This window comes from Tautonia marina (genome assembly GCF_009177065.1).
GTDB lineage: Bacteria > Planctomycetota > Planctomycetia > Isosphaerales > Isosphaeraceae > Tautonia > Tautonia marina.
Map to the genome: position 1 here is coordinate 189,414 of NZ_WEZF01000004.1, position 25,092 is coordinate 214,505.

A 25,092-nucleotide genomic window follows, 5' to 3' on the forward strand; every position below is an offset into this window, starting at 1 on the left:
GGTAACGCTGCCAGATGCCGTGACCGGCCGCCTTGAGCGATCCCCCCCCATCGAAGGTCGACCCATGAAATTCCGATCCGACGAGATCACCTCACTTATTCAACGAGAGATTCAGGAGTTCCGGGCCGATGTCGACCGGGTCGAAGTCGGCCGGGTGCTGGAAGTCGGTGACGGCATTGCCCGGATTCACGGCCTCTCCGGCATCATGGCTGGTGAGGTCGTTGCCTTCGAGAATGGTATTCGTGGAATGGCCTTGAACCTTGAGGAATCCTCGGTGGGTGTGATCATCCTCGGGGATTTCAAACAGATTCGAGAAGGCCAGACCGCCACGGCAACGGGTGAATTGCTGAGTGTTCCCGTTGGTGACGGAATGATCGGTCGCGTGGTCAATCCCCTCGGCGAACCCATCGACGATGGCGGACCGATTCTGAGCGACATGCGACGGATGGTATTCTCCTCTGCTCCAGGCATTGCGGATCGTCAGCCTGTCGACGAGCCCTTGCAGACTGGCATCAAGGCGATCGACTCGATGATTCCGATCGGTCGCGGCCAGCGAGAGCTGATCATCGGCGATCGAAAAACCGGCAAGACTGCCGTGGCCATCGACACCATTTTGAACCAGAAGGGCCAAGGCGTCATCTGCGTTTATGTGGCGATTGCTCAGAAAGAATCGACCACTGCTCAACTCGTCGATATCCTCCGGCGTGAAGGGGCGATGGATTACACCATCGTCGTTGCCGCAGGAGCGAGTGATCCGGCCCCCCTGGCCCACATTGCTCCTTATGCCGGTTGCGCCATGGCCGAGTACTTCATGTACGAGAAGGGGATGGCGACCCTCTGCGTCTACGATGACTTGTCGAAGCAAGCGGTTGCCTATCGCGAGCTGTCGCTCCTGTTACGACGGCCGCCGGGTCGCGAGGCCTATCCGGGCGACGTCTTTTACATCCATTCCAGCCTTCTCGAACGCTCGGCCAAGCTGGCCGAGAAGTACGTTATTGTTCCGGAGAGCGCTCCGACCGAGAATTCGGACGATCCCGTGGCCGAGTCCTGGGGCGTGAATGGAAAGGTCTACGTCGGTGTGCCTGGCAAGGAAGAAGCAGCACACGACCTGAAAGCCAACTACGCAACCGGACATAAGATCGCAAAGACTGCGAAGTCCGGGGGATCGCTCACGGCCCTGCCGTTGATCGAAACCCTCGAAGGTGAGGTGTCGGCGTACATTCCCACCAACGTGATTTCGATCACGGATGGTCAAATTTATCTCCAACCCGACCTGTTCTTCGCTGGAGTTCGTCCCGCGGTCGATGTCGGGATCTCGGTGTCTCGGGTGGGCGGCAAGGCGCAGGTGCCGGCCATGAAGAAGGTGGCCGGTGGTCTCCGCCTTGACCTGGCCGCGTTCCGAGAACTGGAGGCGTTTGCTCAGATCGGCACCGAGCTTGACAAGGCAACCCAACAGCAACTCGACCGTGGTTATCGCATGGTTGAGTTGCTCAAGCAGCCGCAGTATCAGCCGATGAACGTTGCTGATCAGGTGATGAGCATCTTTGCGGGGTCGGAAGGCTTCCTGGACACCCTGCCTGTCTCTCAGGTCCAGCAGTTTGAGCAGGAATTCTTGCGGTTCATGGCGACCGAGAAGAAAGACATTCGGGATCGCCTTGTTCAGGAGAAAAAGCTCACCGAAGAGATCGTCACGGGACTCCGGGCGGCCCTGGAGGAATTTCGAACTCGCTACGCGATGGCTCACCCGTCGCACGCACGAAGTGCTGCTGTCGCGTCTGCCTGATTGGCTCCTGCCGAACGGTCCCTTCGATTGGGCAGTCGATTGATTCCGGGGGTTCTGGGTACTCGTGAACAACGGGTCCTCAGACCCTATTGGAATCAAGACGTCTTGGAACCCTCGGTCTCTGTTGAATTGGCCTTCTCCGCCGTTGATCCGATAACTTCGGGTCCGGCCCATCCTTTGAAGAGACGTTTCTGATCATGGCCAAGGCCCGAGCGATCATCAAACGCCGCAAGTCGGTCCAGAACATCAAGAAGATTACGCGGACGATGGAGTTGATCGCCACGGCCCGCTTTCGAAAAGCTCTGGACCGCGCGACCGAGGCCGAATCGTATACTCGCAAGATTGCAGAAATTGTGAGCGATCTGAGCGAGACCTCAACCACTCAGGTCAGTCATCCGTTATTAGAGCAGCGCGATCCGGTTCGTCGGGTCGGCATGCTCGTGCTGACCAGCAATCGGGGACTTGCCGGCAGCTATAATGGGAACGTTCTTCGACTGGCCACTCGAAACTACGAGGAGTTTCAGGAGACCGGTACCACTCCATTACTCGAAGTATCGGGAAAGCGAGGCATCGGCTTTCTCCGGTTTCGCCGCATTGCGGTCGATACGACCTACACACAATTTGAGGACCGCCCTCAGTTCGACGAGGTTGAGGTTCTCGCAAACCGTTATCTGGGAATGTTTCTCCGTGGCGAGATCGACCGATTCGAGGTCGTTTATACAAGGTTTGTCTCGGCGTCTCGTCAGACACCCGTCAGCGAAACCTTGCTTCCGATGACGGTTGATCGTGCAAGAGAAGATGTCAGTCGACATCCCAGGAAAGGGGCGAATGGTGCCCTCGGTCGAGCACGGACTCCTTACGAGTTCCTGCCGGAACCGGAAAGCATTCTTGAAGAGATCGTTCCGGCGTCCTTCAAGGTTCGACTCTTCAAATGCTTCCTCGATGCCGCCGTCAGTGAACAAATCATGCGCATGATCGCCATGCGGGGCGCCACCGAAAATGCTGACGAAATGGTCAAAACACTGACCCGACAGTATAACCGTGCCCGGCAGTCACAGATTACTCGAGAGTTGTCTGAAATCATCGGTGGTGCCGCAGCGCTTGGTTGATCAGGTTGCGACTCTACCCATCGACCACGCCGGATACACGATCGAACATCCCCCCACGCTTTTGAATCCAAGGGTATCTCCCCATGGCCACCGCCACCGCTACCGGACGGATCACCCAGGTCATTGGCTCGACCTTCGATGCCGAGTTTGATGAGGGGCATCTTCCTGAGATTTACTCTGCCCTCAAGGTGGAGACTGAGGTCAAGGGCGTCTCGGTGAACTTGACCGGCGAGGTTCAGCAACACCTCGGCGGCAACCGTGTCCGTTGTGTCGCCCTGGGAAGTACAGACGGGTTGGTCCGGGGCATGGATGTGATCGATACCGGAGCTCCCGTCAGCGTTCCGGTCGGGACTGAAACTCTTGGACGCGTCTTCAATCTGCTCGGTGAACCGATCGATGGACGAGGGCCGGTCCCCGCTCAGGAACATTGGCCGATTCACCGCCCCGCTCCGTCGTTCGATCAACTGTCTCCGAAGACCGAAGTCTTCGAAACCGGCATCAAGGTGATCGACCTGCTCACCCCGTTTGTTCGTGGTGGTAAGATCGGACTCTTCGGTGGTGCGGGACTGGGCAAGACGGTCATTCTCCAGGAACTAATTGCCCGAATTGCGAAGGTCCACAGCGGATACGCCGTCTTCGCTGGAGTGGGTGAGCGAACCCGCGAAGGCAATGACCTTTGGCTCGAAATGCAGGAGACGAAGACCGGTACCGGCGCCGATGCCAAATCGGTCATCGACAGTACGGTCATGTTCTTCGGGCAGATGAACGAGCCTCCTGGTGCTCGTCTTCGTGTCGCGCTGTCAGCCTTGACCAATGCCGAATGGTTCCGAGATGCGACCGGGGCAGAGACTCTTCTGTTCGTCGACAATATCTTCCGATTCAGCCAGGCTGGTTCCGAAGTCTCGGCGTTGCTTGGCCGAATGCCCTCCAATGTGGGATATCAGCCCACTCTCGCCACGGAAATGGGAGCCTTGCAAGAACGGATTACCTCAACTACGAAAGGTGCCATTACCTCGGTTCAGGCGGTTTACGTACCAGCCGACGACCTGACCGACCCGGCACCTGCAACGACCTTCGGCTTCCTGGATGCCTTCATCGTGCTCGCCCGGTCAATCTCTGAAAAGGGGATTTATCCGGCCGTCGATCCGCTTGGCTCGACCAGCCGGATTCTTGACCCACAGTTTATCGGTGTTGAGCACTACGAGGTCTCACGGCGGGTCCAGTCGATTCTCCAGCGGTACCGTGAACTTCGAGATATCATCGCAATTCTTGGTATCGATGAACTATCCGAAGAAGATAAGGTCATTGTTCATCGTGCTCGCCGAATCGAACGATTTCTCTCGCAACCGTTCTTCGTTGCGGAGGTCTTCACCGGCAAGGCCGGCAAGTACACTCCGCTGGCCGACACGATTCGAAGCTTCAAGGAACTGTGTGACGGCAAGTGGGACCACTTGCCCGAAAGTGCCTTCCTTTACGTGGGCGCGATCGAGGAGGCCGAAGAGCAAGCGAATCGAATGGCTCGCTAAGCAGTCTCCTCGTCAGAATCGTCTGTCCGATCGGCAACGTGGGTAAGTTCTGGACGGCCCAACGACATTGGACAGACGATCGTGATGAGCGGCCAACCGCGACTCTCGCCCGAAAGCCTTGCCCCAATCGGATCGGGGAGTGGTACCTTGTCGACTCGGAGCGAGTCCCAGTCTCCTGGTACCCACACTGACCTGAGCCCCGATCGATTCGCCGCTCGGCACACGGACCACCGTTGATTTTGATTCGTTGACCCACGCTCCGAGCCTTATTGCAGCGAGCCTGACCCGGGAGACTTGAGCGGCCATGTCCACGACTGCGGCCCTAATCGAACCCCAGGAACCGTTTGATGTCCCTCCGGGCAATCCAGTGAAAAAGGAACATCACGGTGTTCGCTGTCTGGTGGTGACTCCAGAGGCAACCGTTCTTGAAGATGTTGCCGAATTTGTGGCACTTCCTCTTTTCGACGGAGAACTCGGTGTATTGCCGGGTCGCACTCCGCTGATTGGACGACTCGGTTACGGAGCGCTGCGGCTCCGGACTGGAACCTCAGAACGGCGATACTTCGTGGATGGTGGTTTCGCTCAGGTCCGTGATGATGTCGTAACCATCCTCACCTCTCGGGCCATGCCGGTTGAGAAAATCGACCGGAATCTCGCCCAGCAAGAGCTTGAATCAGCAAAGGCTCGGAAAGTGACCTCCCCTCTGGATCTTACAGACAAGGCCCGTGCCGAAGATCGCGCCAGGGCCCTGCTCCGGCTTGCCGGCAAGTCAGGGGCAGGGAATTAACTTCATCGACCGATGGAATGATCGGTTGTGCATTATCAGAGGTCGTCCTCAACTCTTGAGGACGACTTTTTTTGCGAAGGATGATCTGACAACTCAATCAGCTGCCGGGTCAATCGTTGAAGTTCGCAGCAGTCGGAGGGTTCCCGGAGAGGCTGGGAGGACCATTGTTCCTTCAACCGGGTTGGGCCCGCCTGCGGGTAAGGGGCTCAGCTCGAACCGATCCGACGGAGAGCCGTCGGAGAGAACTCGTCGGTGCAATGTGCCGCCAAGTGTGCAAAGCCAGACATCGTCACCTTCGATCATGGGTGGTCCCGACAGGCTGTCTCCTTCCAGATCGATCGTCCACAGACGCTCTCCACCAAGACCGAACGCTATTACCTTGCCTGAGGCATCCGCGACGAGGACCGTACCGGAATCCAGGTCGGTATATGGCCCCAGCGCAACCGGTGCGTCGAGTTCCCAGGCTCCTGCCGGACTGAGGTCTCGGGAAGCGAGGGCCCGAATCCAACCGTCGGCCGTGGCCAGAATGATCGTATCTCCTGTGGAGCCCGGGGGAGCGATCAGTGGTTGCCCAAGTGCGACCTCCGTATCGATTACCAGGCGGGGGCGGTCTCCCTCATCCTTGTAGACGCGACGCACCCCCCCGTTCCGATCAGCAAGCACGATTGCGTTGCCATTGATCGGCACTGGATCAAGCCAAGCACTTGGTCCATCGCCCGTGAAGGTCGGTAAGAGTGGATCGGCCTTGGGGCCACCGGTCGTGGGATCGATCAGATAAACCCGACCATCCACACCGGGTACAAGCAAGTCATCCTCCCAGGTCAATGGTCGAGCGCTTAACGGAGATGGGAGTGTAATTCGGGTGAGATTCGCTCCATCCTCCTCTCGCACAAACAGGTGGTCCGTGTCGGGCGATGGGATGACCAGAGTGGCCAACCCGGCATCCATGCGTCGAAGCTGACCCACGGGAAGGCGGCGGTCACCGGGCCTGGGAATCGGCTCGACAACGAAGCCCCCAGCCTGAAGGTCGTCAACGGGAAGCACCAATCGACTCCCATCACCGGAAAGCGAGGCAAGTCCTCGACGATCAGGCATCGGCTCGGGAGGAGCCGGCCAGGGAGAACCCAGAATCGTTCTCCAGGAAACCGCGCCATTTCGAGGATCGACGGACCAGAGCGTGGCTCCTCGGCCTCGATCCGGTGCCTGGGTCAGAACCATCCGGTTGTCGAGAATCTGAGGAGGAGCGAGCGCAGCCCCGGCCTGTGAGAGGGTCCAGGCCGTCGACAGGGTTGCAGTCTTCGTGTCGAGCTCGTACCGGGCGGTTCGGGCCGAAGCGACCCAAAGTTCTCGGTCGGTGCGAGCATAGGTGAACGTTGGTCCGAGCCTCGATCCTTCAGGCTCGACCCGAGTAATCAGTCGAAGGGGGTCTTCCTGTTCATAGGGACCGATGGCATAAGCATCGATACTACCTCGATCACTCACGGCCCAGAGAACCTGGCCGGAGGATGCCGGAGTATCCCAGGTCCACCCGATGTGATCGACGCGCTGGCGGAGTCGAAGACGCGTTCCTTCAGACTCGATCTGGAAGAGGGACCAACGGCCGGACTCGGGACGACGATTTTCCGAAACGAGCAGATAGTTTCCGAATCGAGCCGGGGGACACGCGGCCGAACCGGGCTCGTGACCTACATACTCGACGGCAACACACTCGACGGGATCTCGTCGGATCACGAAGGCCACGGCCGCATGTCCAAGAACATAATAATGTCGTCCCAGATCATCCGCGACGGGGGTCTTGGCGAGCTTTCGGCCCAGGTCGATGGATGCTTGCCGGTCACCGCTGACCAGGTTGATCAGGATCAGTCGCCCACCAGCCGTCGGCTGAGCAAGCTGATTTCCAAGGATCAAGGGGGGGGCGATCACCGCTTCACCGATCTCTTGCCTCCAGACGAGCTGACCATTCTTGCCCGACAGACGCATCAGATCGCCAAATCGGGGATCAAACACCAGAACATCACCGTCGGCTCCTGGAATCGAAAGCGGCGGAAACGGACAATCAAGCCCAACAGGGACATGCCAGATGGGAGCACCATTGGCGGCATCGAGCGCGTAGGCGAATCCATCGGCCAGTGCAAAGACAAGCGAGGGGCTTTCCCCTGCCGGCTCCATAGAGGAGCGAAGGACAAGGGAGGTCGGAGGGCCGAGAGGGTCTGGCCGGGGCTCCGTCGAGGCTCGAACCCGGGTGAGATCGACCGAGGTGTTGGAGCGAATCAGCTCGTTGGCGGATCGGAGTCGGGTAATCACTTCGGGATCGTCGGCTTGATCGGCGTACTGCGTCACCAGCGTGTCGCGGGCCGAGTAAGTCGCGTCCGGGTCACCAGCCTCAAGAGCGGCGTCCATCGCGGTCAATGCGGTTTTCCGAGCCTGAGCTTTCTGGACGGAAGCGCGTGCCTCCTCCAGTCTGGTGGGAACTTTGGCACGTTCCCGAGCCAGCATGGCCGCGGAACCTCCAATGCGATCGTGCAATGTGACGGAGTGTTCGGCGAGGTCAAGAGCCTGAGCGTCGGCCAGCCTCTGGGCTCGATCAACCAGCCCGTTGGTCACTTCCAGCACCGCCTCGGCGAGGTCCGCCTTGGAGTCGGGATAGGCGGGTTCCTGGCGGAGATTCTCGTACATCGATTCCGCAGCATCGAGGGCATTGGCCCAGGCGGGATTACTTCCCGTGGTGAACTGACGGACCTCGGACAGAGCGCTCAAGACCCGTGCCTCGGAGACGAGCGAGTGGCGCGGATAATTATCGACGTAGAGGTCGAAACGTTCGATCGCATTGCGATATTCGGCGTTTTCAAGGCTCTCTTTGGCCTTGGCGAAGGCGCGATCCGCAGCCATCTCTCGAATGATTCCGAACAATCCGAATCCGAGCGACACCAAGATTGCCAAGGTCAGGACCAGGATGATGACCACCGGCGAAGAAAGGACGCGCTCCTCTCCCGGTGCTTGATCCTTGCCAAACACAACTGACTGAACCCAGCGAACCGGTATCATCAGTGGGTTGGCCAACCCGCCCTTCGCTCCGTTCTGAGGACCAGCCGATGAAACCTCCTGCTTTGAGGTCTTTGTCGGAGTAGATCGATCAGGTCGAGACGATCTCCGGTTTCGAATCGAGGGGGAAGGTTCGAGGATCTCCTCGACGTCGTCGAGCGCGGAGTCGAGCGAAGGAGGTTCAACCTCTCCCGCCATCGGCCCCATCTGCCCGGCCCAGCCGCCAGCCAAGGGGGCTCCAGGCCGGGCTTGAACTCGGGTCTTTTCGAACTGAGCCGGACCATCGTCCGGAGTGATTAAAAAGATTCGAGCCTTGCCGATTCGGAGTTCACTTCCCTGACGAAAGCTGGAAGAGACGACCTTCTTTCCGTCCACTTCGAGCGTTCTGGCTTCCGGAGTTGCCTCGACCTTGTATCGGTCGGTCTTCCAACGAAGCCGACCGTGAAACGGCATGGCCTCAACGTCTTCGATCACGATATCGCACTTCGGGTCGGAACCGATAAGAACCTGATGATTTGGGGAAATCGTCAGATATTCAACACGACCCTTGCCGTCGTGAATCTCCAGCGTTGCCATGCGAGGCGTCCGAGGGGTTGAAGTCAGGAGAAGGATGAGCGCCCACACTGAATGATCGACCGGAATGATGTGACCGCATTTAGTTCAGAGGTTGCTGATCAATCACTTCGAAGGCGAATCGGTTGCCGGTCGGGATCACCGTGAACTTGGTCGTCCGAATTTCCAGCGGTTGCAGACCTTTATATTGTTGTTCGAGGCGAGAGAGGATCTGCTCGACCTGCGCAGGGAAGAACTGGAAGATCACTCCACGCTGTCCCACATCAATTCCCGCTTTCCCCAACAGTTCAATGTCCGACTGGCGCCGTCCCCCGCCTTGCCAGAGGAAGTACAGGCGATCGTCGTTGCCTCGGTTCGCGATTCGCACATCCGGCCGAGCCTTGGTAAAGTTCGATACGTAATGCATCTGGTTGTCGAGTACGGTTGCCATCTCGACACCGAAAAAGTCAAGCAAGCGGGCGTATTCATCCAGGGTCTGGCCGGGATTATAAATGATACTCCAACGCTGCTCGCGCGGGACGCCACCATCTCCCGCCCCAAGGCCATATGCAGCAGCACCGGAGCCGAGTTTCGAGGCTCGGATTCCAGTCGCGAGTGCGCCTCCCTCTGGCATCTCCTCGGCCAGGTCGGCGAATTCCTGATTGGCCAGTTCATCGACCATTGCGGACGGAACCTGTTCGAGTGAAGGTTCCTCGAAGTCCGCGGGAGAGAGTTCGGCGTTCGAGGCAAAGGCCGCGACATCGGCATCAGGCACATCGATTTGTTCGGTGGAATTTTCTTCGCCGTCGCGCCGTCCACCTCCCCCACCGTAGACCTCAATGATCTCAATCTGGGCCGGAACGCTGCGGGCATAGGAACGATTTGTGAGATAAATCAGTGCAAGCCAGCCGACGATGATCACGGCGCTGATGATGACAGCCATCAGCAGGGAGGTCACGCGGTCATAATCCGTTTCCCCCTGGATCTGAGGCGGGAGGAGTCGGGATGTATCAACCGACTCGGTGGCAGTGGTGGGCGATTGATGCACCGTCATGGTGGCGAGCCCCTCGCGGAGTCAGTTACGACCGGAAGAGATGGCGGGATCGACCTGAATGGCGGGTCGGACCGAATCATACCAACGCTGCCATTCGGCCGCTGCGGCTCGTTTTTGCTCGGCATCGGCCTCGGGAGGAAGTCCGTTACGATCGAGACTTCGACTCAGTAACCGAAGGCCATAGTCGGCGGTCGCGGCAACCTCGTCGTTGCGATCTTCGAGCGCCCCAATGAGATCGGGAACGACGTCGAGGTCACCAGTGCGGGCCAGTGCCCAGGCGGCTGTCAATCGCTGAGAGGGAATCCCCTCGACCAGCAAGACACGAAATCGGTCCTTGTACGGCTTGAGGGCAAGCGGACCACTGGTGAAGTAGCGGTTGATTAACCCGGCAAGGGCTGATTCTCCCTCGTCGGCCCGAGGATCTTCAAGGACCGAGAGCATTTCCTCAATCGCTCCGTTCATCGGTCGAACAACGACCCGACCTTGCGCCACGGTCAAATTCTCAAGGTTTTCGGGAAGGCCCCGGCCCCCGAGCAAGGTCCCGGAACCAAGACGCTCGACCTGGATCCGTTCGAGCGTCTTCTCAGTCGCCCGCGTCAGAAACAGAATCGCCCAGGACGTGTTGGGAACGGTTTCGAACATTGCGTTCCAGCTTCCGTCCCCCGCCTGGTTCGCCGTAATGTACTGAGACCCCACCCGGAACCACTCGACGGACCCGAATTGAGTGAGATTTCCCAATCCTCCAACACGTTCACAGCCATAAAGACCGTAATAGGTTGAGAGTCCAAAAAGATTGGATTGACCGGGACGATAGTTGCGAGCGAGCCAGGCAATTCCCTGACCGATCGCTTGATCGAGCTGTGCTTCAGAAAGACCAACTCGATAATCGGCCTGATCGGTTTCAGGTACGAGCGGGATCAGCAAGGGACTGGTTGTCCGTTCCCTGCGCTTCCGATACGGGGCAAGCTGCATCTTGCAGATCAGTAGGCTGCCCGTTCCTGCGGCTGTCATCGAGACGGTCGGCTGGCTCGGAGCGTCGGGATGGTAATTCCAACCGCCACCACGCTGAACCGACATGTACCATCGGGCCGCGCGTTCCCAAACGCTCGGAGGAATTCGGACCCCGGCGTTCTCTGCTTCCCAGAGCCCAAGGATGGCGTATTGAGAGATCGAGCAATCGCCAGTATCACCCGCCCTTCCATCGTAGTCCCAGGCACCGTTGCTCTTTTGCTTGGAGATCAGATAGGAGGCCGCAGACTGAATCAAGGGGCGGTAGACGGCAGGATCGAGGTTGACCAGCATCATGCAGGCGATGCCGGTTTCGTAGATGTCAGCGCCTCCAGAGCGGGCCGGTCGGTAGCCCTCGGTCGTTGAGGCGCTTAGGGCATTCTGGATGGTCTCGACGAGCGCGGGATCACTCGCTGGAACACCGGCTTTCAACATTGCCAAGGCTGCTAGAGCTGATTCCCCGGGCGTGACCGATGGCCCGCGAGATTTCAGATAGGCAATTCCACGGGAGACGGGAGCGTCTTGAGCCGTCACGGCATGCGAGGGCATCCAGGCCGCAAAAACGACCGTGAGTGACCCCAAAACGCTTCGAACTAAACCAAGCATGATACTCCGGAGCAGAAGATCGAGGGACCATCAAGTTGAATCGCTGACGGATGCGAGAATTCTTCGGGAGTCACCGGCCGAAGAAAAGGCCGGTGACTCGATCCGGTTGCGTCAATCCTTGAGAATCGGGCGAACCTCGAAGCGTCGGCAATGCAACTCAGCCCCTTCGGACTGGAGGAGAATCTTCCCTCGCGTCAAACTCGCCTTGGTGCCGACGTTGACGACATAGCCATTCACGATGTTGGTGATGGTCTCGCCATCGCAAATCACCTCCATCGTGTTCCATTCACCCACCGGACTTTCGACGTCTCGGGGACCTCGAACGTTGATGACATCCTTCCACTCAGGGTCGCGTCCCCACCAATTGTAGCGACCTGAATTCCGGGTTACGGGACTTCCGTTGACGGGGTCGTAGTAGAGTTGGTTGCCCTCACCTTCCCGGACAACGCAGGTGAGACTCGGTCGTTCGGCACCGCCAACCATGATGAAATCGCCGCATCCCCCTTCGATGATCTGGCACTCGATCGACTCCATCCAGCCGGAACCGGCAGCGCCATCCTTGCCAACACAGTGCAGGAGAAGCCCGGAATCACGCGACCTGTCAACCCGAGGCGGGAACGTCTTTGGCCCCCATCGCCACTCGATAACCAGGTGGTAATTTTCGTACTCGTCGTCGGTGATGATGCCCCCGAACTCCTCGCCGGAGATGCGGATCATTCCATCATTCACCGTGAAGACCTTCTTGGGGTCGTCGTACCCGCTGTCCTTCAGATAGGTGTAGAAACCGGAAAGGTCTCGACCGTTAAACTGGAAGATGGGATCCCCCGAGCGAATCTCGGGGCGATCGAGCGCGAACTCGGGAATATCCTCACGGTCTTGAGCCGAGGGAAGGGAGATCAGGGCCGTGGACATCACGGCCAGGCCAAGAAATGTCGAGGAGATCATCGGGATGCTCGATCGGGTTTGAAGGAGGGTGAAGCTCAGGATCGCTGGTGATGAACCTCGGCACCGAGCGATCGGCAGAGCGATTCGATGCGGTCCATGGGCACGGAATCAGGACGCGGAATGGAGAGAATCATCCCCTGACGCCCCTCGATCTGATCGGGAGGAGTCACCGCGAGCCGATCCGAAGGAATGCCTAGACCGACCAGGCGTTGAATCGCCAGGTTTCCCTGGGACGAATTTCGGAAGAAGGCGACAATGCGAGGGGATGGGTCCGCCTCAAGAACTTTGCCAGGTCGGACCTTCGGAGGCTCGATCATCACCACGTCTTCCAACCGGACCAATTTGCCGAGAGATTCGGAGATTGAGATCCTGGCTGGAAGCTCAATCCGTGTCTCGAAAGTCTGCCAGGCTCGACCATGCGACGCAAGTGACTGGCGGTTGCCCAATACCCCGTCAACGATGGCATCGCATGTTCGAATGCTCGAGGTGCGTCATTCTTCGTCTTTCGGGGCAATCTCCAGTGCCCTGAGATCGTTGGCCACTTGTGCCATGCTGGGATAGCGATCCTCCTTTCGTCGAGCCAGGCACCGATCGACCACTGCGCAGAGATCGTCCGGGAGATTGGGAGCCACGTCGGCCAGGCGAAGGGGATCGGCATTCATCCGGGCTCGGATCATGGCCATCTGGTCGCCAGCCATCTCGTAAGGCAGTCGGTTCGTAAAGAGTTCGAATGCCATGACGCCAAACGAAAAAATGTCAATTCGACGGTCGGTCGCCTCGCGTCGAATTAATTCGGGGGCCATATACTGGAGCGTGCCGGTACGATTGCCTGGGCGATGGAAGTGCGGTTCATCGGGCACAGCGAGACCGAAATCGATGATTTTGACCACATTCTCGCGGTTGACCAGGACGTTCTTTGGACCGAAGTCGTGATGGATAAATCCTGCCTGATGAACCGCCTCCAGACCTTCCGCCGTCTGGATCAACAGGCCGACCTTGTTACTCAGGTCCCGAGCGCCGATCTTCCGAATTTCCGAGAGGCTCACACCCTCGACGAATTCCATCGAGAGCCAGTGCTCTTTCTTGGTCGACAAACCATAGTCGAAGGTCAAAACGACATTTTTATGTCGGATTTTCGAACCGATCAGCCCTTCGGGTGGGCGTCCTTCTCGGGAGGCTCGGGACAAGGCTTCGGCAGTCTTTTCACTGTTCTGCACTTTTAAGCAGACGGACCGCTGTTGTTCGTTGTCCATGGCCTTGGAAACATGGGACATGCTCCCCTGACTGGTTTCGGCAAGGATCGTGAATCGGCGAGCCAGGTTCACCCGCTTCATCTTCGGTATCGGGGCGGGCTTGACCTTCCCGGCAAGTTCGGGGGCTTTTTTCGATTCCTTTGATCCGAATAGCTTTCCGAACATCGTGCCGTCGTCTCCCGGAAGCGGGTCGGCCAGTCGCAGAGGCCGATCGGGTTGAGCTTCGCTCGAAGGACCCAAAGGTGATCGTATCGAGGCCCAAGGGACCGGGGAACAGGTTCCCCAGAGAAATACGATCGACGCAAGAGCCTGAATAAGACCTCTCCAAGCCAGATTTATTCTACGAGATTCGGAGGAGTCTGGTGACGCAGGAGGACTCAAAGTGCGATTGAGCAGAACGATCGAAACCCTCGAACCGAGAGGCTCCGGGTGATCTTGGGTTATCGGCGAGGGGTTCCCTCCGTTAGAATGAAGAGACGGCGAAGCTCAGTCATCGCCACACTCTTCGTTCGGTCCCACCCCAACCTCTTCCTTTCGTTTGACTAAGGAGGCCTGATGAGCGACCTGATGGTCATCGCGCTCGGCGCACTGATCGCAGTTGGTTCGACAAACTCCGCCGCGCAAGACCAGCCGGCGCAGCAACCGGCCGCCCAACCCGCCCCTGCCAATGCAGACCTCTCGGATCTGAACTCCAAGGCGAGCTACGGCTTCGGTCTGAATATCGGACGGACATTGAAGATGCAGTCCGAGCAATTCCAGCTCAACGCCAGGCTGGTGGCTCGAGGCATCGCCGATGGCTTGAACGATGCTCAACCCCTGCTGACCGACGAGCAACTGGCTCAGGTCATGGAAGAATTCGAACAGCAGTTACTCGCCCGGCAGGCAGAAGCTGAAAAGGCGATGCTCGAACAGAACAAGGAAAAGGCGGCGGAAAACAAGACCGCCGGCGACGCTTATCGAGCGGAATTCGCCAAGAAGGAAGGGGTCAAGTCAACCAATTCCGGGTTGCTCGTCGAGGAACTCAAGGCGGGAGAGGGTGCTTCCCCGACGCTCTCCGACACGGTCACGATTCATTACAAGGGAAGTCTCCTCGACGGGTCTGTGTTTGACTCGACGGAGGGGAAAGGGCCGATGACGTTCCCGGTCGCGGAGTTCATCGAGGGTTGGAAGCAAGCCCTTCAATTGATGAGCGTGGGTGACAAGTGGCGCGTCGTCATCCCTCCCGAGTTGGCCTACGGTGAATTCGGGACTCCTGGAGGCCCGATTCCTCCCAACTCAACCCTAATCTTCGAGATTGAGCTGCTGGGTATTTCGGGTGAATAACCGCGTTTGAACAGCCAGTGAAGATCGCCGGGTTCACCGTTTATCGACTGAGTAACGATCCAGCAGCGATCACGTTGTTCTGGATTTTCCCCCCAGGTTGATCAGGTAATCCCGGGTCATCGCCCGGGGTTGCTCTTTCCGAAGTCCGTTTCTCTCGAAACCTTGCTGCGAAAGGAAATCCTTCGAAAATGAGGATCTACGTCGGAAATTTGAATTATTCGGTGACTTCCGAAGAACTGCGTACCATGTTCGAACCGTTCGGCACCGTCGAGTGGGCTGAGGTCCAGACGAAGATGCGTACCGGCCGCTCCCGTGGCTTCGGTCTGGTCGATATGCCCGATGATGACCAGGCCCGATCGGCCATCGCTGCCCTGGATGGAAAGGAAATTGACGGTCGGGCCCTCTCGGTTAACGAATCTCGGCCTCGGCGCTCCGTGCGTGATCTCTATGCCGGAGGCTGGTCTGCTTCCGCCCGCCGCTGAGTCGCCTGAACCGTCCCTCCACGGTCCGGCTCAATCTGCCGGACCGCTGGTGGGACCGCGAACGGTGAATTGCCTTGGTACGCTCCAGGTCGTATGCTTGAAATCATCGCACCGGATGGGTCCGGTTTGATCACTACCTATTGGCCGACTTGATACCTGCCCCTTGCGCGTCATGAACGCATCGAATGAAGGCCGTACTCTGGCCGTCTTTATCGACCTGGAAAACCTCGCGTTGGGGTTTGAGAACCAGAAGAAGCCTCGATTCGACATCCACAAGGTGCTCGAACGGCTGGTCGAAAAGGGCAAGATAATTGTCAAAAAGGCCTATTGCGACTGGAGTCGCTACCAGGCGTATACGGCACCGTTTCACGAAGCTGCCATCGAGTTAATTGAGATTCCCCGTCGGAGCCAGACCGGGAAAAACTCGGCCGATATTCGCCTCGTTGTCGACGCGATGGATTTGGCCTGGAGCAAATCTCACATTGACACGTTTGTGATTGTCTCGGGAGATTCGGACTTCTCTCCTTTGGTTTCGAAACTCAAGGAAAATGACAAGCATGTCATCGGGCTCGGAATGAAGGGCTCGACCTCGGAATTGCTCCGGGATAACTGCGACGAGTTCATCTACTACGAAGATCTCGAACGGATCGAGAAGGACGAACGGGAGGCAGTCGAACAACTGGACTCGTCCATTCCCGAGAAGAAACGGGAAGTCTTCGCCCTCCTGATCGAAGCCTGCAATGCTCTGACCCGGGAGAACACTGAGGTTCTTTACGCCTCATTGATCAAGGAAACCATGCGTCGGAAAAAGCCTTCGTTTGACGAGGGATATTACGGCTATCGATCGTTCACGCACCTGCTGGAAGACGCCGACAACGCCGCAATTGTCGATATCGAGCGAAGTCCCAAAAGCGGTACTTACGTGGTGACTCGATACGGCGACCGCAAAGCGATTCTGAATGGGCGTGCGCGTCCTTCGAAACGGTAATCCGTCTGGCGTTCGACTCCTCGGAGTCACGGAGATCGAAGGTCGAAGGCACGACGATTGCTTGGTTGACTGATGGTCTGTGAAATCGTTTCCGCGTTCCGGGTGGGCATCCTCGATCATCGACCGTCCAGTGAAGAATGAGATCGGTGAGAACGAAACCTCGATGGAATCGTTCTCGCGAACTCAACTGACAGAGTGTTCTCGCGGCTTCCGTGCCGAACCCCTTGCAACTCACCAACTCCGGGGCCGATCTGATGTCGCCCTGGGAACCCCGGGTTCTTCCTCTGAAAATCCATGATCATCTCGCCCGAACGTTCGTTGCGAATCCTGGTCATTCCACGAGCGGGCCGTCGACCGATCTTTTATTTTGAACCTTCGATCGAAGACTCGACCTCGCACAACTCGGGAATGAACGGGCGATCAAGCGAACCGACCGGATTTGGGGCCTGGGCCGGTCGATCGGTCGAGCGTGTTCGACACCTGGAACATCATGTCCCGGCGTGGCTTCAATCACCAATCGCCTGGCTCAAATCGAAGCTCCCGGCGGATGAGCGACTCCTGATGTCACTCAGGCATGCCGACGGGATTGTCTTTGTTCACCCCACCAAGCTTTCGTTCAAGGACCTGCAAACCTCCTGGACCGGCTATCTGGAAAGCCGGTTTCAGCGGCGGATGATCTGGTTCGTCCTGTATCTTCTGATCCTCGTTCCTTCGATCATGCTGGCCATGATTCCCGGCCCGAATGTCATCGGTTACTGGGTGAGCTACCGACTCGTGGCTCACGGTATTGTGTTATATAGCCTCATCCGGGCTTCCAAGAATCGAATCCCCCTGGCCTCAGAAGAGTCCGAGATTCTGGATGGACCGATTTTCACCGATCGCGAGGAAGCCGAACGGGTTCAGTCGAAGTTCCATCTCTTCGGACTGAAGAAGACGATTCGCCGAGCCCGAGTCTGGCAACGGCTTCGTCGACGTCGCAAGCCTCGTCAGACTGCATCAATTCCGAGTGAGGAGTTCAGGTGAGCCGACCCTCTGTCACTGCAAGCCTGCTCCTGCCCAACGTGCTGACCTTTTTCCGCTTTGGTCTCGCGGTTGTGTTCCCACTGGTTTCCCCGTCCTGGCGCCCTTTGATCCTGATTCTCGCCGCCTTGAGCGACGCGTTCGATGGGATGTTTAGCCGACTGTTCCACACGGCCAGCACCTTCGGACAAATTCTCGACCCGATTGCTGACAAGGTGTTCGTGGGAGTCGTCTTGATCACGCTCCTTGTGGAGCAAACAGTGTCTCTTCCTGCCTTGCTCCTTGTCGCGGCGCGTGACCTGGCCGTGGCATTCGGAGTAGTCGTGGCGGTCATCCGGATCGGCTCGGACGCGATCCGTCGAATGCCTCCTCACGTTCTGGGGAAAGCGACCACGGCGTTTCAGTTCGCGTTTCTGCTGTGGGTGGTGTACGATCAATCGGTTCCGTTTCCCCTGCTGCTGATCACGGGAGTGATCAGCATTGCCGCGGGAATCGACTATCTCAGGAACCCCCACTGGAAAAGGCCCGAGAGCGCGGCGCACCGCGCCGCTCCTGACGATGAGACTGCTGACCTATAACATCCACAAGGGGATCGGGGGGCGTGACCGCCGCTACGACCTTGACCGGATCGTTGCGGTGATCGCCCAGGAACAACCCGACCTGATTTGCTTGCAAGAGGTCGCAGAAGGCATCCCCAGAGCCGGTGGGGAAGATCAGAAGGCCTTACTCGCGGCTTCGTTCCAAGGATACAGATCGATCTACCAGACGAACCACCGATTCCGGATCGGTTCGTACGGCAATCTCGTGCTCTCCCGATGGCCCATCCGTCGTGCGCACGATGTGTGTTTACGCTACTTGAATCGCAAGAAACGTGGGGCACAGTTGGCCGTGGTGGACTCGCCTCACGGTCCGCTTCATCTGGTGAACTGGCATCTTGGTCTGCACGAGAGTACAAGGCAGTGGCAGGCAAGCTATCTTCTTGAGCACCATTGCTTTCGGGAGTCAGCCCACTTACCAACCATGATCGTGGGAGACTTTAACGACTGGCGGAACACCCTCGCCAACGGCCCTTTCGCCCGACACGGCATGCGGCAAATTACTGAACCGCTTCATCGATTCCGCTCGTTTCCGGCGTATCTGGCGATGAGCGCACTCGACAAGGTGTTTTGCTGCTCACAGGTGGACGTAACTCATGCCGAGGTCGTCCGTTCTCCGCTTGCGAGGAGAGCGTCGGACCATCTTCCATTGGTCATGGATTTCCGGGTCCGGCATCGAACCGATGCAGGAATGGGGACCTTTCGGTTGCATTCGCAGAATCTCCACTCCGATTCGAAGCCAGCCTGATCGAATTGATTTCGGTCAGGCGACATCGCGATATCCCTCTTTGAGCGTTCGCGCCACCAGGTGCCAGACGCGATCGGGGGAAAGTTCGGTCATGCATTCCAGTCGATCGCATCGTCTCACACAACTCGCTGCACACCAGACCCCCGAGCGAACGACCTGAGCCCCGGGCCCGTAAGGCCCCGTCTTGGCCGGATCGGTACAGGTGAAGATTGCGATCACCCGGGCCCCGGAGGCAACCGCCAGATGGAGTGGCCCGGTATCGTTCGATAGGACTAGGTCCGCACTTGCCATTACTGCGGCCAGTTCCATGAGTGAGGTGTGCCCGGTGAGATCGCGGATGGGCAGGCCGATCGGGTCAAGTTCCCTTCGAATTGCCGCGGCGAGTGGTCGGTCTTCGGCGGCACCGACGACCACCACACCCGCTCCGAACCGCGCCACGGCTCTCCGAGCGACCTCAGCGAAGTGCGCGGGGGGCCATCGCTTGGTGATCCAACGAGCACCCGGGTTGAGCACCAACAATGGACGTGGCAAACCGGCCAGCCTCGTCTCCGCCCACTGGCGATCGCCGTCTCTGATTGCCAGCTCGAAGCGCGGCGAAGAGCGGTCAGCCCCAAACGCAATCGCGAGATCGAGGAGCCGATCAACCGCATGGGTGGCGTGGGAAGACACCTGGTGCGTGTAAAAGACCGAGGCACCTTCGCGAGCATCCGCTCGCCCAACTCGGATGGGAGCGGCGGTCGCAAATGTCATCAGACCAGACCGAAAGAGCCCTTGAAGATCAATCGCCAGATCGAAGCCTCGACGGCGGAGATCGACGAAAAACCGCGAGGTGAGCGCCAGCCCCCGAGGGCCAAGCCCGGCACGATTCCGATCGAACGGGATCACCTCATCGAGCGCCGGATGCCCCTCAACAAGTCCTAACAGTCCTCGGTTGATGACCCATGAGAATCGGGCTGATGGCCATCGATCTCGGAGTGTTGCCAGTACCGGAAGCGCATGGATGACATCACCCAGGGCACTCGGTTTGATCAGACAAACGCGACGAGGAGACAGGGTTCTCAGTTCGTCAGTGAACGGGGTGGCTGACATGATCCGACTCTCCCTCCCCCTGGACCTTCGGGGCCGCTATGCTAGCGAGGTGAGCGATCCTCGCCTATGCGAATCGAAGCCGCCCGGAGACTCGTTCCATGATTCCAACACTCACCCTCGCGGTTGCGCTCAGTGCCTTCCAGCATGGCGAGGTGAGGGTCATGCCAGGTCCCGAGGAAGCGTCGGTTCCTGAACGTTTCCGCTTGGTGGAATCGACCTTTGGATTCGTCCTGCAACCTCTTCGGACGACACCACGATATTCGGTGTCAAAGTTGACCTTCCCCTCGCCAATCACAAGCCCTGACCCCCAGAACAACACCGTTCACGCCGAGTACTTCCAGCCGGCTCAACCGGGAAAACGACCTGCGGTCATCGTCTTGCACATTCTGGGAGCGGACTTTGCACTCTCGCGTTATCTCGCCGCGAGGCTCGCCGACGAAGGCGTAGCGGCCCTGTTCGTGAAGCTTCCGTACTACGGGGAACGCCGTCCGGCGAACCTAGATGCCCGCTTTCTTTCATCGGACATCGAGCGGTCGGTAATTGCGATGCGTCAAGGAGTTTGCGACGTGCGGAGAGCGGCCCAGTGGCTTGCCTCTCGATCCGAGGTCGATGGATCACGGATCGGGGTGACGGGCATCAGTCTGGGGGGAATCGTGTCCTCGCTTGCGGCCGGAGTCGATCCTCAGATTGGTCGAGCCGCCATTCTTCTGGGAGGAGGGGGATTGGCCGAAATCCTCTGGGACATGCCCGAGGCCGAGGCTCGAGATTCCCGGAAGGCCTGGATCGCCTCCGGTCGAACCAGGAAAGAGCTGGCTGAGTTGACGCGCCCCTTCGATCCGCTGACCTATGCGAGGGGACTTCAGGGGAAGCGAGTGCTGATGATCGCCGGCCGATCGGATGAGATCATTCCCCCCTCGGCAACAACCAAGCTTTGGGAAGCGGCGGGCCGGCCTCCCATCCAGTGGCTCGATTGCGGGCATTATTCGGCCGCGGGTTATCTGCTTCCCGTGTTCCGGACGGTGATTGCGTTCTTCAACGATGAATTCTGAATCGGATCACCGCCGAGCCGAGATTCCATTGATTCGATTGCAATTGGCGTGTATCGTTCGGCCGATCATCCGATCGATACCGGCTGCGGGGGACGGGCATGGCTGCCAGGGTGACGAGTGTTTTTCTTTATGTGAATGACATGATCCGGTCCCGGGACTTTTACCACGAGGTGGTGGGAGCGACGGTCGTCCAGGAGTTGGCCGAATACGACGGGGGACCTATCGCCCTGGTCGTACTTCGTCTGCACGACTTCACGATCATGCTCCATCCCCAGGACGCCCACGATCAGGAGTTTCGTGATCAGCGCGTCGGGCTGGGCATTCATCTCCAGCTCAGGGTCGATGAGGTTGACGCCTTCTACCAGCATTGCATCGAGCAGGGTGCCATGCTGAGTCTCTCTGGAGAACCAGTGGATCAGGCCTGGGGTTGGCGAGAATTCGCCCTTCGAGATCCGGACGGATATGTTTGGTCCATCTATCAGGATCTGTCGGGAGGCCAGTGGACCACTGCCTGAGCTGGCCCCATCACCGGCATCGTTGCCACGGTCGGACGAGATACCGATCGTTACGAGAGGTTCAGCGCAAGGAGCGCGGCACTCGCTGCCAGACCGGCGGTTTCGATTCTCAAGATGTTCGGTCCCAGGTTAATGGTCTTCCAGCCGAGCTCTTGCCCTTGCTCAACCTCTTCATCAGAGAACCCACCTTCGGGCCCAATGGCAAGGATGACCGTGGCGATCGTTCCACAACGGCCAATGGCTTCGCCTCCGGGATGAGCAATCAATCGAACGCCCTCGGTGTACGTCGCGAGGAGGTCTGGCCAGGAGAGCATTGGCTCGATGTGTAACAGACGGTCCCGACCGCTCTGCTTACAGGCTTCGATCACAAGGCGACGGAGTCGATCGAGCTTTGTCGTCCGAGGATCGACGACGGATCGCTGGGTTCGCAGCGGGATCACTCGGTGAACCCCGAGCTCGGTTGCCTTTTCGATGAGCCAGTCAAACCGATCCCCTTTGGGAACCGCCGTGGCGAGCGCGATTTGGGCAGATGGTTCGGGTCGAGGAGCGATCCGGCACTGGATCAGGATCTCAACCCGATGCCGATCCGACCGATCCACGCGACCACGAACCACGTCACCGAGGCCATTAAACAGTTCGACCCCTTCTCCTGGAGCAACCCGCCGAACGCGAGTCAGGTGGTGAGCCTCCGGGCCAGTCACCTCGACGCGATCGTCGTCGAAGGGCTCGGGATGATAAACGCGTTCCATCGGAGATCGATCCGCCGGAAGAATTCGTGCAAGACAATCGATCATCCTAACCGATTCCAAAGGACTGATCGAGGTGCTTGACACCGTCGCTTGAGGTGTCTGTCCCGGTTCGCAGAGAGAAGGAACGTGTTCCCATGATCTGGTTACGACACTGGGACCTGCGATTTGATCCATTTCGGCCCGGAGCCGTTCCCTTCATCGCACTCCCCGGGCATGAGGAAGCGGTTGCCAGGCTCGTCCATCTGGTTGAGAGCGGCGATCGGCGAGGAGAGGTGCGTGGTGTCCCCGAGCTGGGGAAATCAGTTGTCCTTCACGAAGCCCTTCGGCGACTCCGAGGACCGGGCCGACGTCTCTGTTCGGTCCGGCGTCCGATCGATGAAGGTGCAATGATCCGAGGCCTTGTGATGGGGTTTGGCCGGCGGTTGGCACCTGGAATCCAAGAGGCCGAAGGACTTGGCCATTTGCTGGAGAGTCTTCGTCTCGACCGCGCACAGGGAGTGCGAGTCATCCTGGCGATTGACGGAGACGACCTGATGACCTGGGAGTCCGATGGAAAAGCTCTCGATCGGATTGAGGCAGTGGGGCAGCAGGGCGGCGGGGCGGTGACCGTTTTGATCTCTGGGAGAGCCGATCCGGAGGGTCATTCAGGATGGCCGCTTCGCCTTCGCCTTGACCGGCTGACTCGACGCATGACGGACACCTATTTGATCGAGAAACTGAAAGCCGCCGGTCGTTTCTCCCCTGTGTTCTCGGATCGGGCCATCTTACGACTGCATGCCGTGTCCGAGGGCTTGCCTGGGGTCATCGATCGCCTGGCCGGCTTGGCGCTCAGGGCTGGTGCGCTGGACCATCGTTCCTTGATTCCAGCTGAACTTGTCTCGGGAATCGCCCAGGAATCCGTTGGGATCGTGGAACCGATCACCGCCCCGAACTAGCAAAAGAGCTCCGGTCCATGCTAGATTGGACCTTCTGCGTCGATGGCCCTTTGCCCATTCCAAGCGACCCAACGCTGCTGATGGAACACCCGACGACCGCCCCCGATGTTCCGTTGAAGAATCGCTCCCTTGCAGCGCTACTTGCGTTGACCTGGCCGGGAATGGGCCATGTCTATCAAGGGCGTAAGGCGAAGGGCCTGCTCTATTTTCTCTGTATATTCGGGCTTTATGCGGTCGGTTTTGCCCTGGGCGAAGGGGCAAACGTGTACTGGACGTGGGTCAACCCGCTTCGCAACCCGGAGCATTTCCGACTCTACTATCTTGGCCAGTTTTGGGTCGGATTACCTGCGTGGCCAGCCCTGATCCAGGCAACCTTGATTCACCAGGGATTCCAACCACTGTTCAACGGCTTCATGGCCGCTCCGATGCTGGACCCGACCATGGACAACGGGGTCCGAGAAGTCATGCAGGAAGTCGTGCGTCGTGTCTTCTCCCTTCATCAGAAGTATGGTGGTCTGAAAGAGATCGGCGACATCTACACCACGATTGCCGGCCTGCTCAATGTCCTGGCGATCTACGATGCGTTCGAGGGGCCCGCAGTCCGACAAGAAGCGACCTCGACCGCCGATGTTTCCTCAACTTCCGAGGCGGAGTCGGCCTGATGTGGGTTCCATTGCCTGAGTTTACGTTCCTGCTGGGACTGATAAACGCCTACTGGTTTGCTCCTCCCTTGATCCTGGTCATCAGCCTGGTTTACGCAGCGTCCCGGCATGAAGCATGGCCTTTGATCTTCCGCCATGCCACTCGGCTCTTTCTGATGATCGCCGGAATCCTGGCGCTCGTGACTGTGATTCTGCTGGTGATCAACACTCAGGTCTGATCAGCGGGACGACGATCCGGGATTGTAGAAATCGTCATCCTCCTCGTCCGGCTCGTGACCGAACGAGGGGTCGAGAATGACAGGTCCAAAGGCGTCGAGCAGTGGGTCGAGGTGAACGTGAGGGATGGACGGAGCTTCCACTCGAGGTTTCGGAGCCTCGGGTGGCTGAGGGGCGACTTCCGCGACTCCTCCCGAGGGAGGAAGCACGGGCTTCGGCTTCGGTGGAGTTGAGGGGGACGTGACCGGGGTCTGTGCCACCGGCTTTGTCGAGGCGTGATGCGGCGATCGATCCTCAAGGAGGTGACCGACATCGGCGCGTTCGCCAAGGTAATAGCGACGAACGTCTGGGTTTTCGAGGAACTCGACACGGTTCCCCTCAGCCACCACCCGACCTTGATAAATCAGGTAGTTCCGATCGGTCACTTCGAGCGTCTCCCGGAACTCGTGATCGGTCAGCAAGATGCCGATGTTGAACTGCTCGGCCAGCTCGCGGATGGAGCCTTGAATTTCCTTCACGGTCTTCGGGTCGATTCCCGCGAAGGGTTCGTCGAGCATGATCAAGCTGGGTTCAGTGATCAAGCACCGCGCGATTTCCAGTCGGCGTTTCTCGCCGCCGGAGATGAACTGAGCCTTGGTGGATCGAATGTGATCGAGTCCGAACTGGTCAAGCAGCTGATCACGTCGGCGCTTGCGTTCCTTGCGCCCCAGGTCGGAACGGGTTTCCAGAATCGCCATCAAGTTGTTTTCGACCGATAACTGGCGAAACACACTGGTTTCTTGAGGAAGATAGCCAAGCCCGGCGCGAGCGCGGCGATACATGGGGAGATGGGTGATCTCGTGGCCACCGAAGGTAATCGAACCTCCATCCGTCGAGATCAGGCCAATCGTCATCCGGAAGCTGGTCGTTTTCCCTGCGCCATTGGGGCCGAGAAGGCCCACCACTTGGCCCTGTTCGACTTCGAAGTCAACACCGCAAACGACCTGACGCTTGCCGTACCACTTTTGCAGGTCGCGGACTTCCAGCAAGGCCATGGGGCCGATCCTCCTTGATCG

General features: G+C 58.6%; 24 protein-coding genes. 15 read left to right on the forward strand and 9 right to left on the reverse strand.

Annotation, left to right across the window (positions count from 1 at the left end):
- The first annotated feature begins 64 nt into the window (after positions 1-64).
- From atpA to atpC, 4 genes are all read left to right on the forward strand, one after another.
- A complete protein-coding gene (atpA, locus tag GA615_RS06845) occupies positions 65-1,783 on the forward strand; it encodes a F0F1 ATP synthase subunit alpha (protein WP_152050530.1) in 1,719 nt (572 codons plus the stop codon).
- A 197-nt stretch (positions 1,784-1,980) separates the two neighbouring features.
- Positions 1,981-2,892 carry an ATP synthase F1 subunit gamma gene (atpG, locus tag GA615_RS06850; protein ID WP_152050531.1) on the forward strand — a complete coding sequence of 304 codons (912 nt, stop codon included), beginning with the start codon at positions 1,981-1,983 and terminating at the stop codon, positions 2,890-2,892.
- An 83-nt stretch (positions 2,893-2,975) separates the two neighbouring features.
- On the forward strand, positions 2,976-4,418 hold the full coding sequence (atpD, locus tag GA615_RS06855) for a F0F1 ATP synthase subunit beta (RefSeq protein WP_152050532.1): 1,443 nt from the start codon (positions 2,976-2,978) through the stop codon (positions 4,416-4,418).
- Between the two features lie 304 nt (positions 4,419-4,722).
- Positions 4,723-5,205 carry an ATP synthase F1 subunit epsilon gene (gene atpC / locus GA615_RS06860; protein WP_152050533.1) on the forward strand — a complete coding sequence of 161 codons (483 nt, stop codon included), beginning with the start codon at positions 4,723-4,725 and terminating at the stop codon, positions 5,203-5,205.
- Between the two features lie 93 nt (positions 5,206-5,298).
- Here the strand turns inward: atpC and GA615_RS06865 are convergent, their stop codons facing one another.
- From GA615_RS06865 to GA615_RS06890, 6 genes are all read right to left on the reverse strand, one after another.
- Positions 5,299-8,823: an outer membrane protein assembly factor BamB family protein gene (locus GA615_RS06865; protein ID WP_152050534.1), complete on the reverse strand. Its 3,525-nt coding sequence runs from the start codon at positions 8,821-8,823 to the stop codon at positions 5,299-5,301.
- A gap of 79 nt (positions 8,824-8,902) precedes the next feature.
- Positions 8,903-9,853, reverse strand: a complete 951-nt coding sequence (locus GA615_RS06870; protein WP_235905167.1) for a hypothetical protein — start codon at positions 9,851-9,853, stop codon at positions 8,903-8,905.
- Positions 9,854-9,874: 21 nt separating this feature from the next.
- Entirely contained in the window at positions 9,875-11,296 is a 1,422-nt protein-coding gene (locus GA615_RS06875; protein ID WP_152050535.1) for a hypothetical protein, read from the reverse strand.
- Positions 11,297-11,578: 282 nt separating this feature from the next.
- Positions 11,579-12,412 (reverse strand): 3-keto-disaccharide hydrolase, encoded by an 834-nt coding sequence (locus tag GA615_RS06880; RefSeq protein WP_152050536.1) that lies wholly within the window; start codon positions 12,410-12,412, stop codon positions 11,579-11,581.
- 35 nt (positions 12,413-12,447) lie between these two features.
- Positions 12,448-12,729, reverse strand: coding sequence for a hypothetical protein (locus GA615_RS06885; protein ID WP_235905168.1), 282 nt, complete (start codon positions 12,727-12,729; stop codon positions 12,448-12,450).
- Between the two features lie 174 nt (positions 12,730-12,903).
- On the reverse strand, positions 12,904-13,830 hold the full coding sequence (locus GA615_RS06890; RefSeq protein ID WP_152050537.1) for a serine/threonine protein kinase: 927 nt from the start codon (positions 13,828-13,830) through the stop codon (positions 12,904-12,906).
- Positions 13,831-14,220: 390 nt separating this feature from the next.
- Here GA615_RS06890 and GA615_RS06895 point away from each other — a divergent pair, with 390 nt between their 5' ends.
- The 6 genes from GA615_RS06895 to GA615_RS06920 all read left to right on the forward strand — a co-directional run bounded on the left by GA615_RS06895 (position 14,221) and on the right by GA615_RS06920 (position 18,822).
- Positions 14,221-14,988, forward strand: a complete 768-nt coding sequence (locus GA615_RS06895) for an FKBP-type peptidyl-prolyl cis-trans isomerase (RefSeq protein ID WP_152050538.1) — start codon at positions 14,221-14,223, stop codon at positions 14,986-14,988.
- 188 nt (positions 14,989-15,176) lie between these two features.
- Entirely contained in the window at positions 15,177-15,470 is a 294-nt protein-coding gene (locus GA615_RS06900; RefSeq protein ID WP_152050539.1) for an RNA recognition motif domain-containing protein, read from the forward strand.
- A 172-nt stretch (positions 15,471-15,642) separates the two neighbouring features.
- The gene (locus GA615_RS06905; RefSeq protein WP_152050540.1) at positions 15,643-16,458 is read left to right on the forward strand and encodes an NYN domain-containing protein; all 816 of its coding nucleotides are present in this window, start codon (positions 15,643-15,645) and stop codon (positions 16,456-16,458) included.
- 561 nt (positions 16,459-17,019) lie between these two features.
- The gene (locus tag GA615_RS27390; RefSeq protein ID WP_161602209.1) at positions 17,020-17,481 is read left to right on the forward strand and encodes a hypothetical protein; all 462 of its coding nucleotides are present in this window, start codon (positions 17,020-17,022) and stop codon (positions 17,479-17,481) included.
- The gene (locus tag GA615_RS06915; RefSeq protein WP_152050542.1) at positions 17,478-18,056 is read left to right on the forward strand and encodes a CDP-alcohol phosphatidyltransferase family protein; all 579 of its coding nucleotides are present in this window, start codon (positions 17,478-17,480) and stop codon (positions 18,054-18,056) included. Before GA615_RS27390 ends, GA615_RS06915 begins: the two co-directional genes overlap by 4 nt.
- Positions 18,037-18,822 (forward strand): endonuclease/exonuclease/phosphatase family protein, encoded by a 786-nt coding sequence (locus tag GA615_RS06920; protein ID WP_152050543.1) that lies wholly within the window; start codon positions 18,037-18,039, stop codon positions 18,820-18,822. Before GA615_RS06915 ends, GA615_RS06920 begins: the two co-directional genes overlap by 20 nt.
- 15 nt (positions 18,823-18,837) lie before the next feature.
- Here the strand turns inward: GA615_RS06920 and GA615_RS06925 are convergent, their stop codons facing one another.
- A complete protein-coding gene (locus tag GA615_RS06925; protein WP_152050544.1) occupies positions 18,838-19,911 on the reverse strand; it encodes a glycosyltransferase family 9 protein in 1,074 nt (357 codons plus the stop codon).
- 98 nt (positions 19,912-20,009) lie between these two features.
- Here GA615_RS06925 and GA615_RS06930 point away from each other — a divergent pair, with 98 nt between their 5' ends.
- Both GA615_RS06930 and GA615_RS06935 read left to right on the forward strand, forming a co-directional pair.
- On the forward strand, positions 20,010-20,960 hold the full coding sequence (locus GA615_RS06930; protein ID WP_152050545.1) for an alpha/beta hydrolase family protein: 951 nt from the start codon (positions 20,010-20,012) through the stop codon (positions 20,958-20,960).
- Positions 20,961-21,058: 98 nt separating this feature from the next.
- Positions 21,059-21,475 (forward strand): VOC family protein, encoded by a 417-nt coding sequence (locus GA615_RS06935; RefSeq protein WP_152050546.1) that lies wholly within the window; start codon positions 21,059-21,061, stop codon positions 21,473-21,475.
- Positions 21,476-21,525: 50 nt separating this feature from the next.
- Here the strand turns inward: GA615_RS06935 and GA615_RS06940 are convergent, their stop codons facing one another.
- Positions 21,526-22,224 carry an RsmE family RNA methyltransferase gene (locus GA615_RS06940; protein ID WP_152050547.1) on the reverse strand — a complete coding sequence of 233 codons (699 nt, stop codon included), beginning with the start codon at positions 22,222-22,224 and terminating at the stop codon, positions 21,526-21,528.
- Positions 22,225-22,610: 386 nt separating this feature from the next.
- Here GA615_RS06940 and GA615_RS06945 point away from each other — a divergent pair, with 386 nt between their 5' ends.
- Genes GA615_RS06945 through GA615_RS06955 form a run of 3 tightly spaced genes read left to right on the forward strand, consistent with a single transcriptional unit; the run spans position 22,611 to position 24,039 of the window.
- Entirely contained in the window at positions 22,611-23,159 is a 549-nt protein-coding gene (locus GA615_RS06945) for a hypothetical protein (RefSeq protein ID WP_161602210.1), read from the forward strand.
- Positions 23,160-23,176: 17 nt separating this feature from the next.
- Complete coding sequence (locus tag GA615_RS06950) at positions 23,177-23,821, forward strand: DUF6677 family protein (RefSeq protein ID WP_152050549.1); 645 nt, start codon at positions 23,177-23,179, stop codon at positions 23,819-23,821.
- Positions 23,821-24,039, forward strand: a complete 219-nt coding sequence (locus GA615_RS06955) for a hypothetical protein (protein ID WP_152050550.1) — start codon at positions 23,821-23,823, stop codon at positions 24,037-24,039. The genes GA615_RS06950 and GA615_RS06955 overlap by 1 nt, the downstream gene beginning before the upstream one ends.
- On the opposite strand, the gene lptB is transcribed toward GA615_RS06955, so the two are convergent.
- The gene (lptB, locus tag GA615_RS06960; RefSeq protein WP_152050551.1) at positions 24,040-25,071 is read right to left on the reverse strand and encodes an LPS export ABC transporter ATP-binding protein; all 1,032 of its coding nucleotides are present in this window, start codon (positions 25,069-25,071) and stop codon (positions 24,040-24,042) included.
- Positions 25,072-25,092 lie beyond the last annotated feature (21 nt).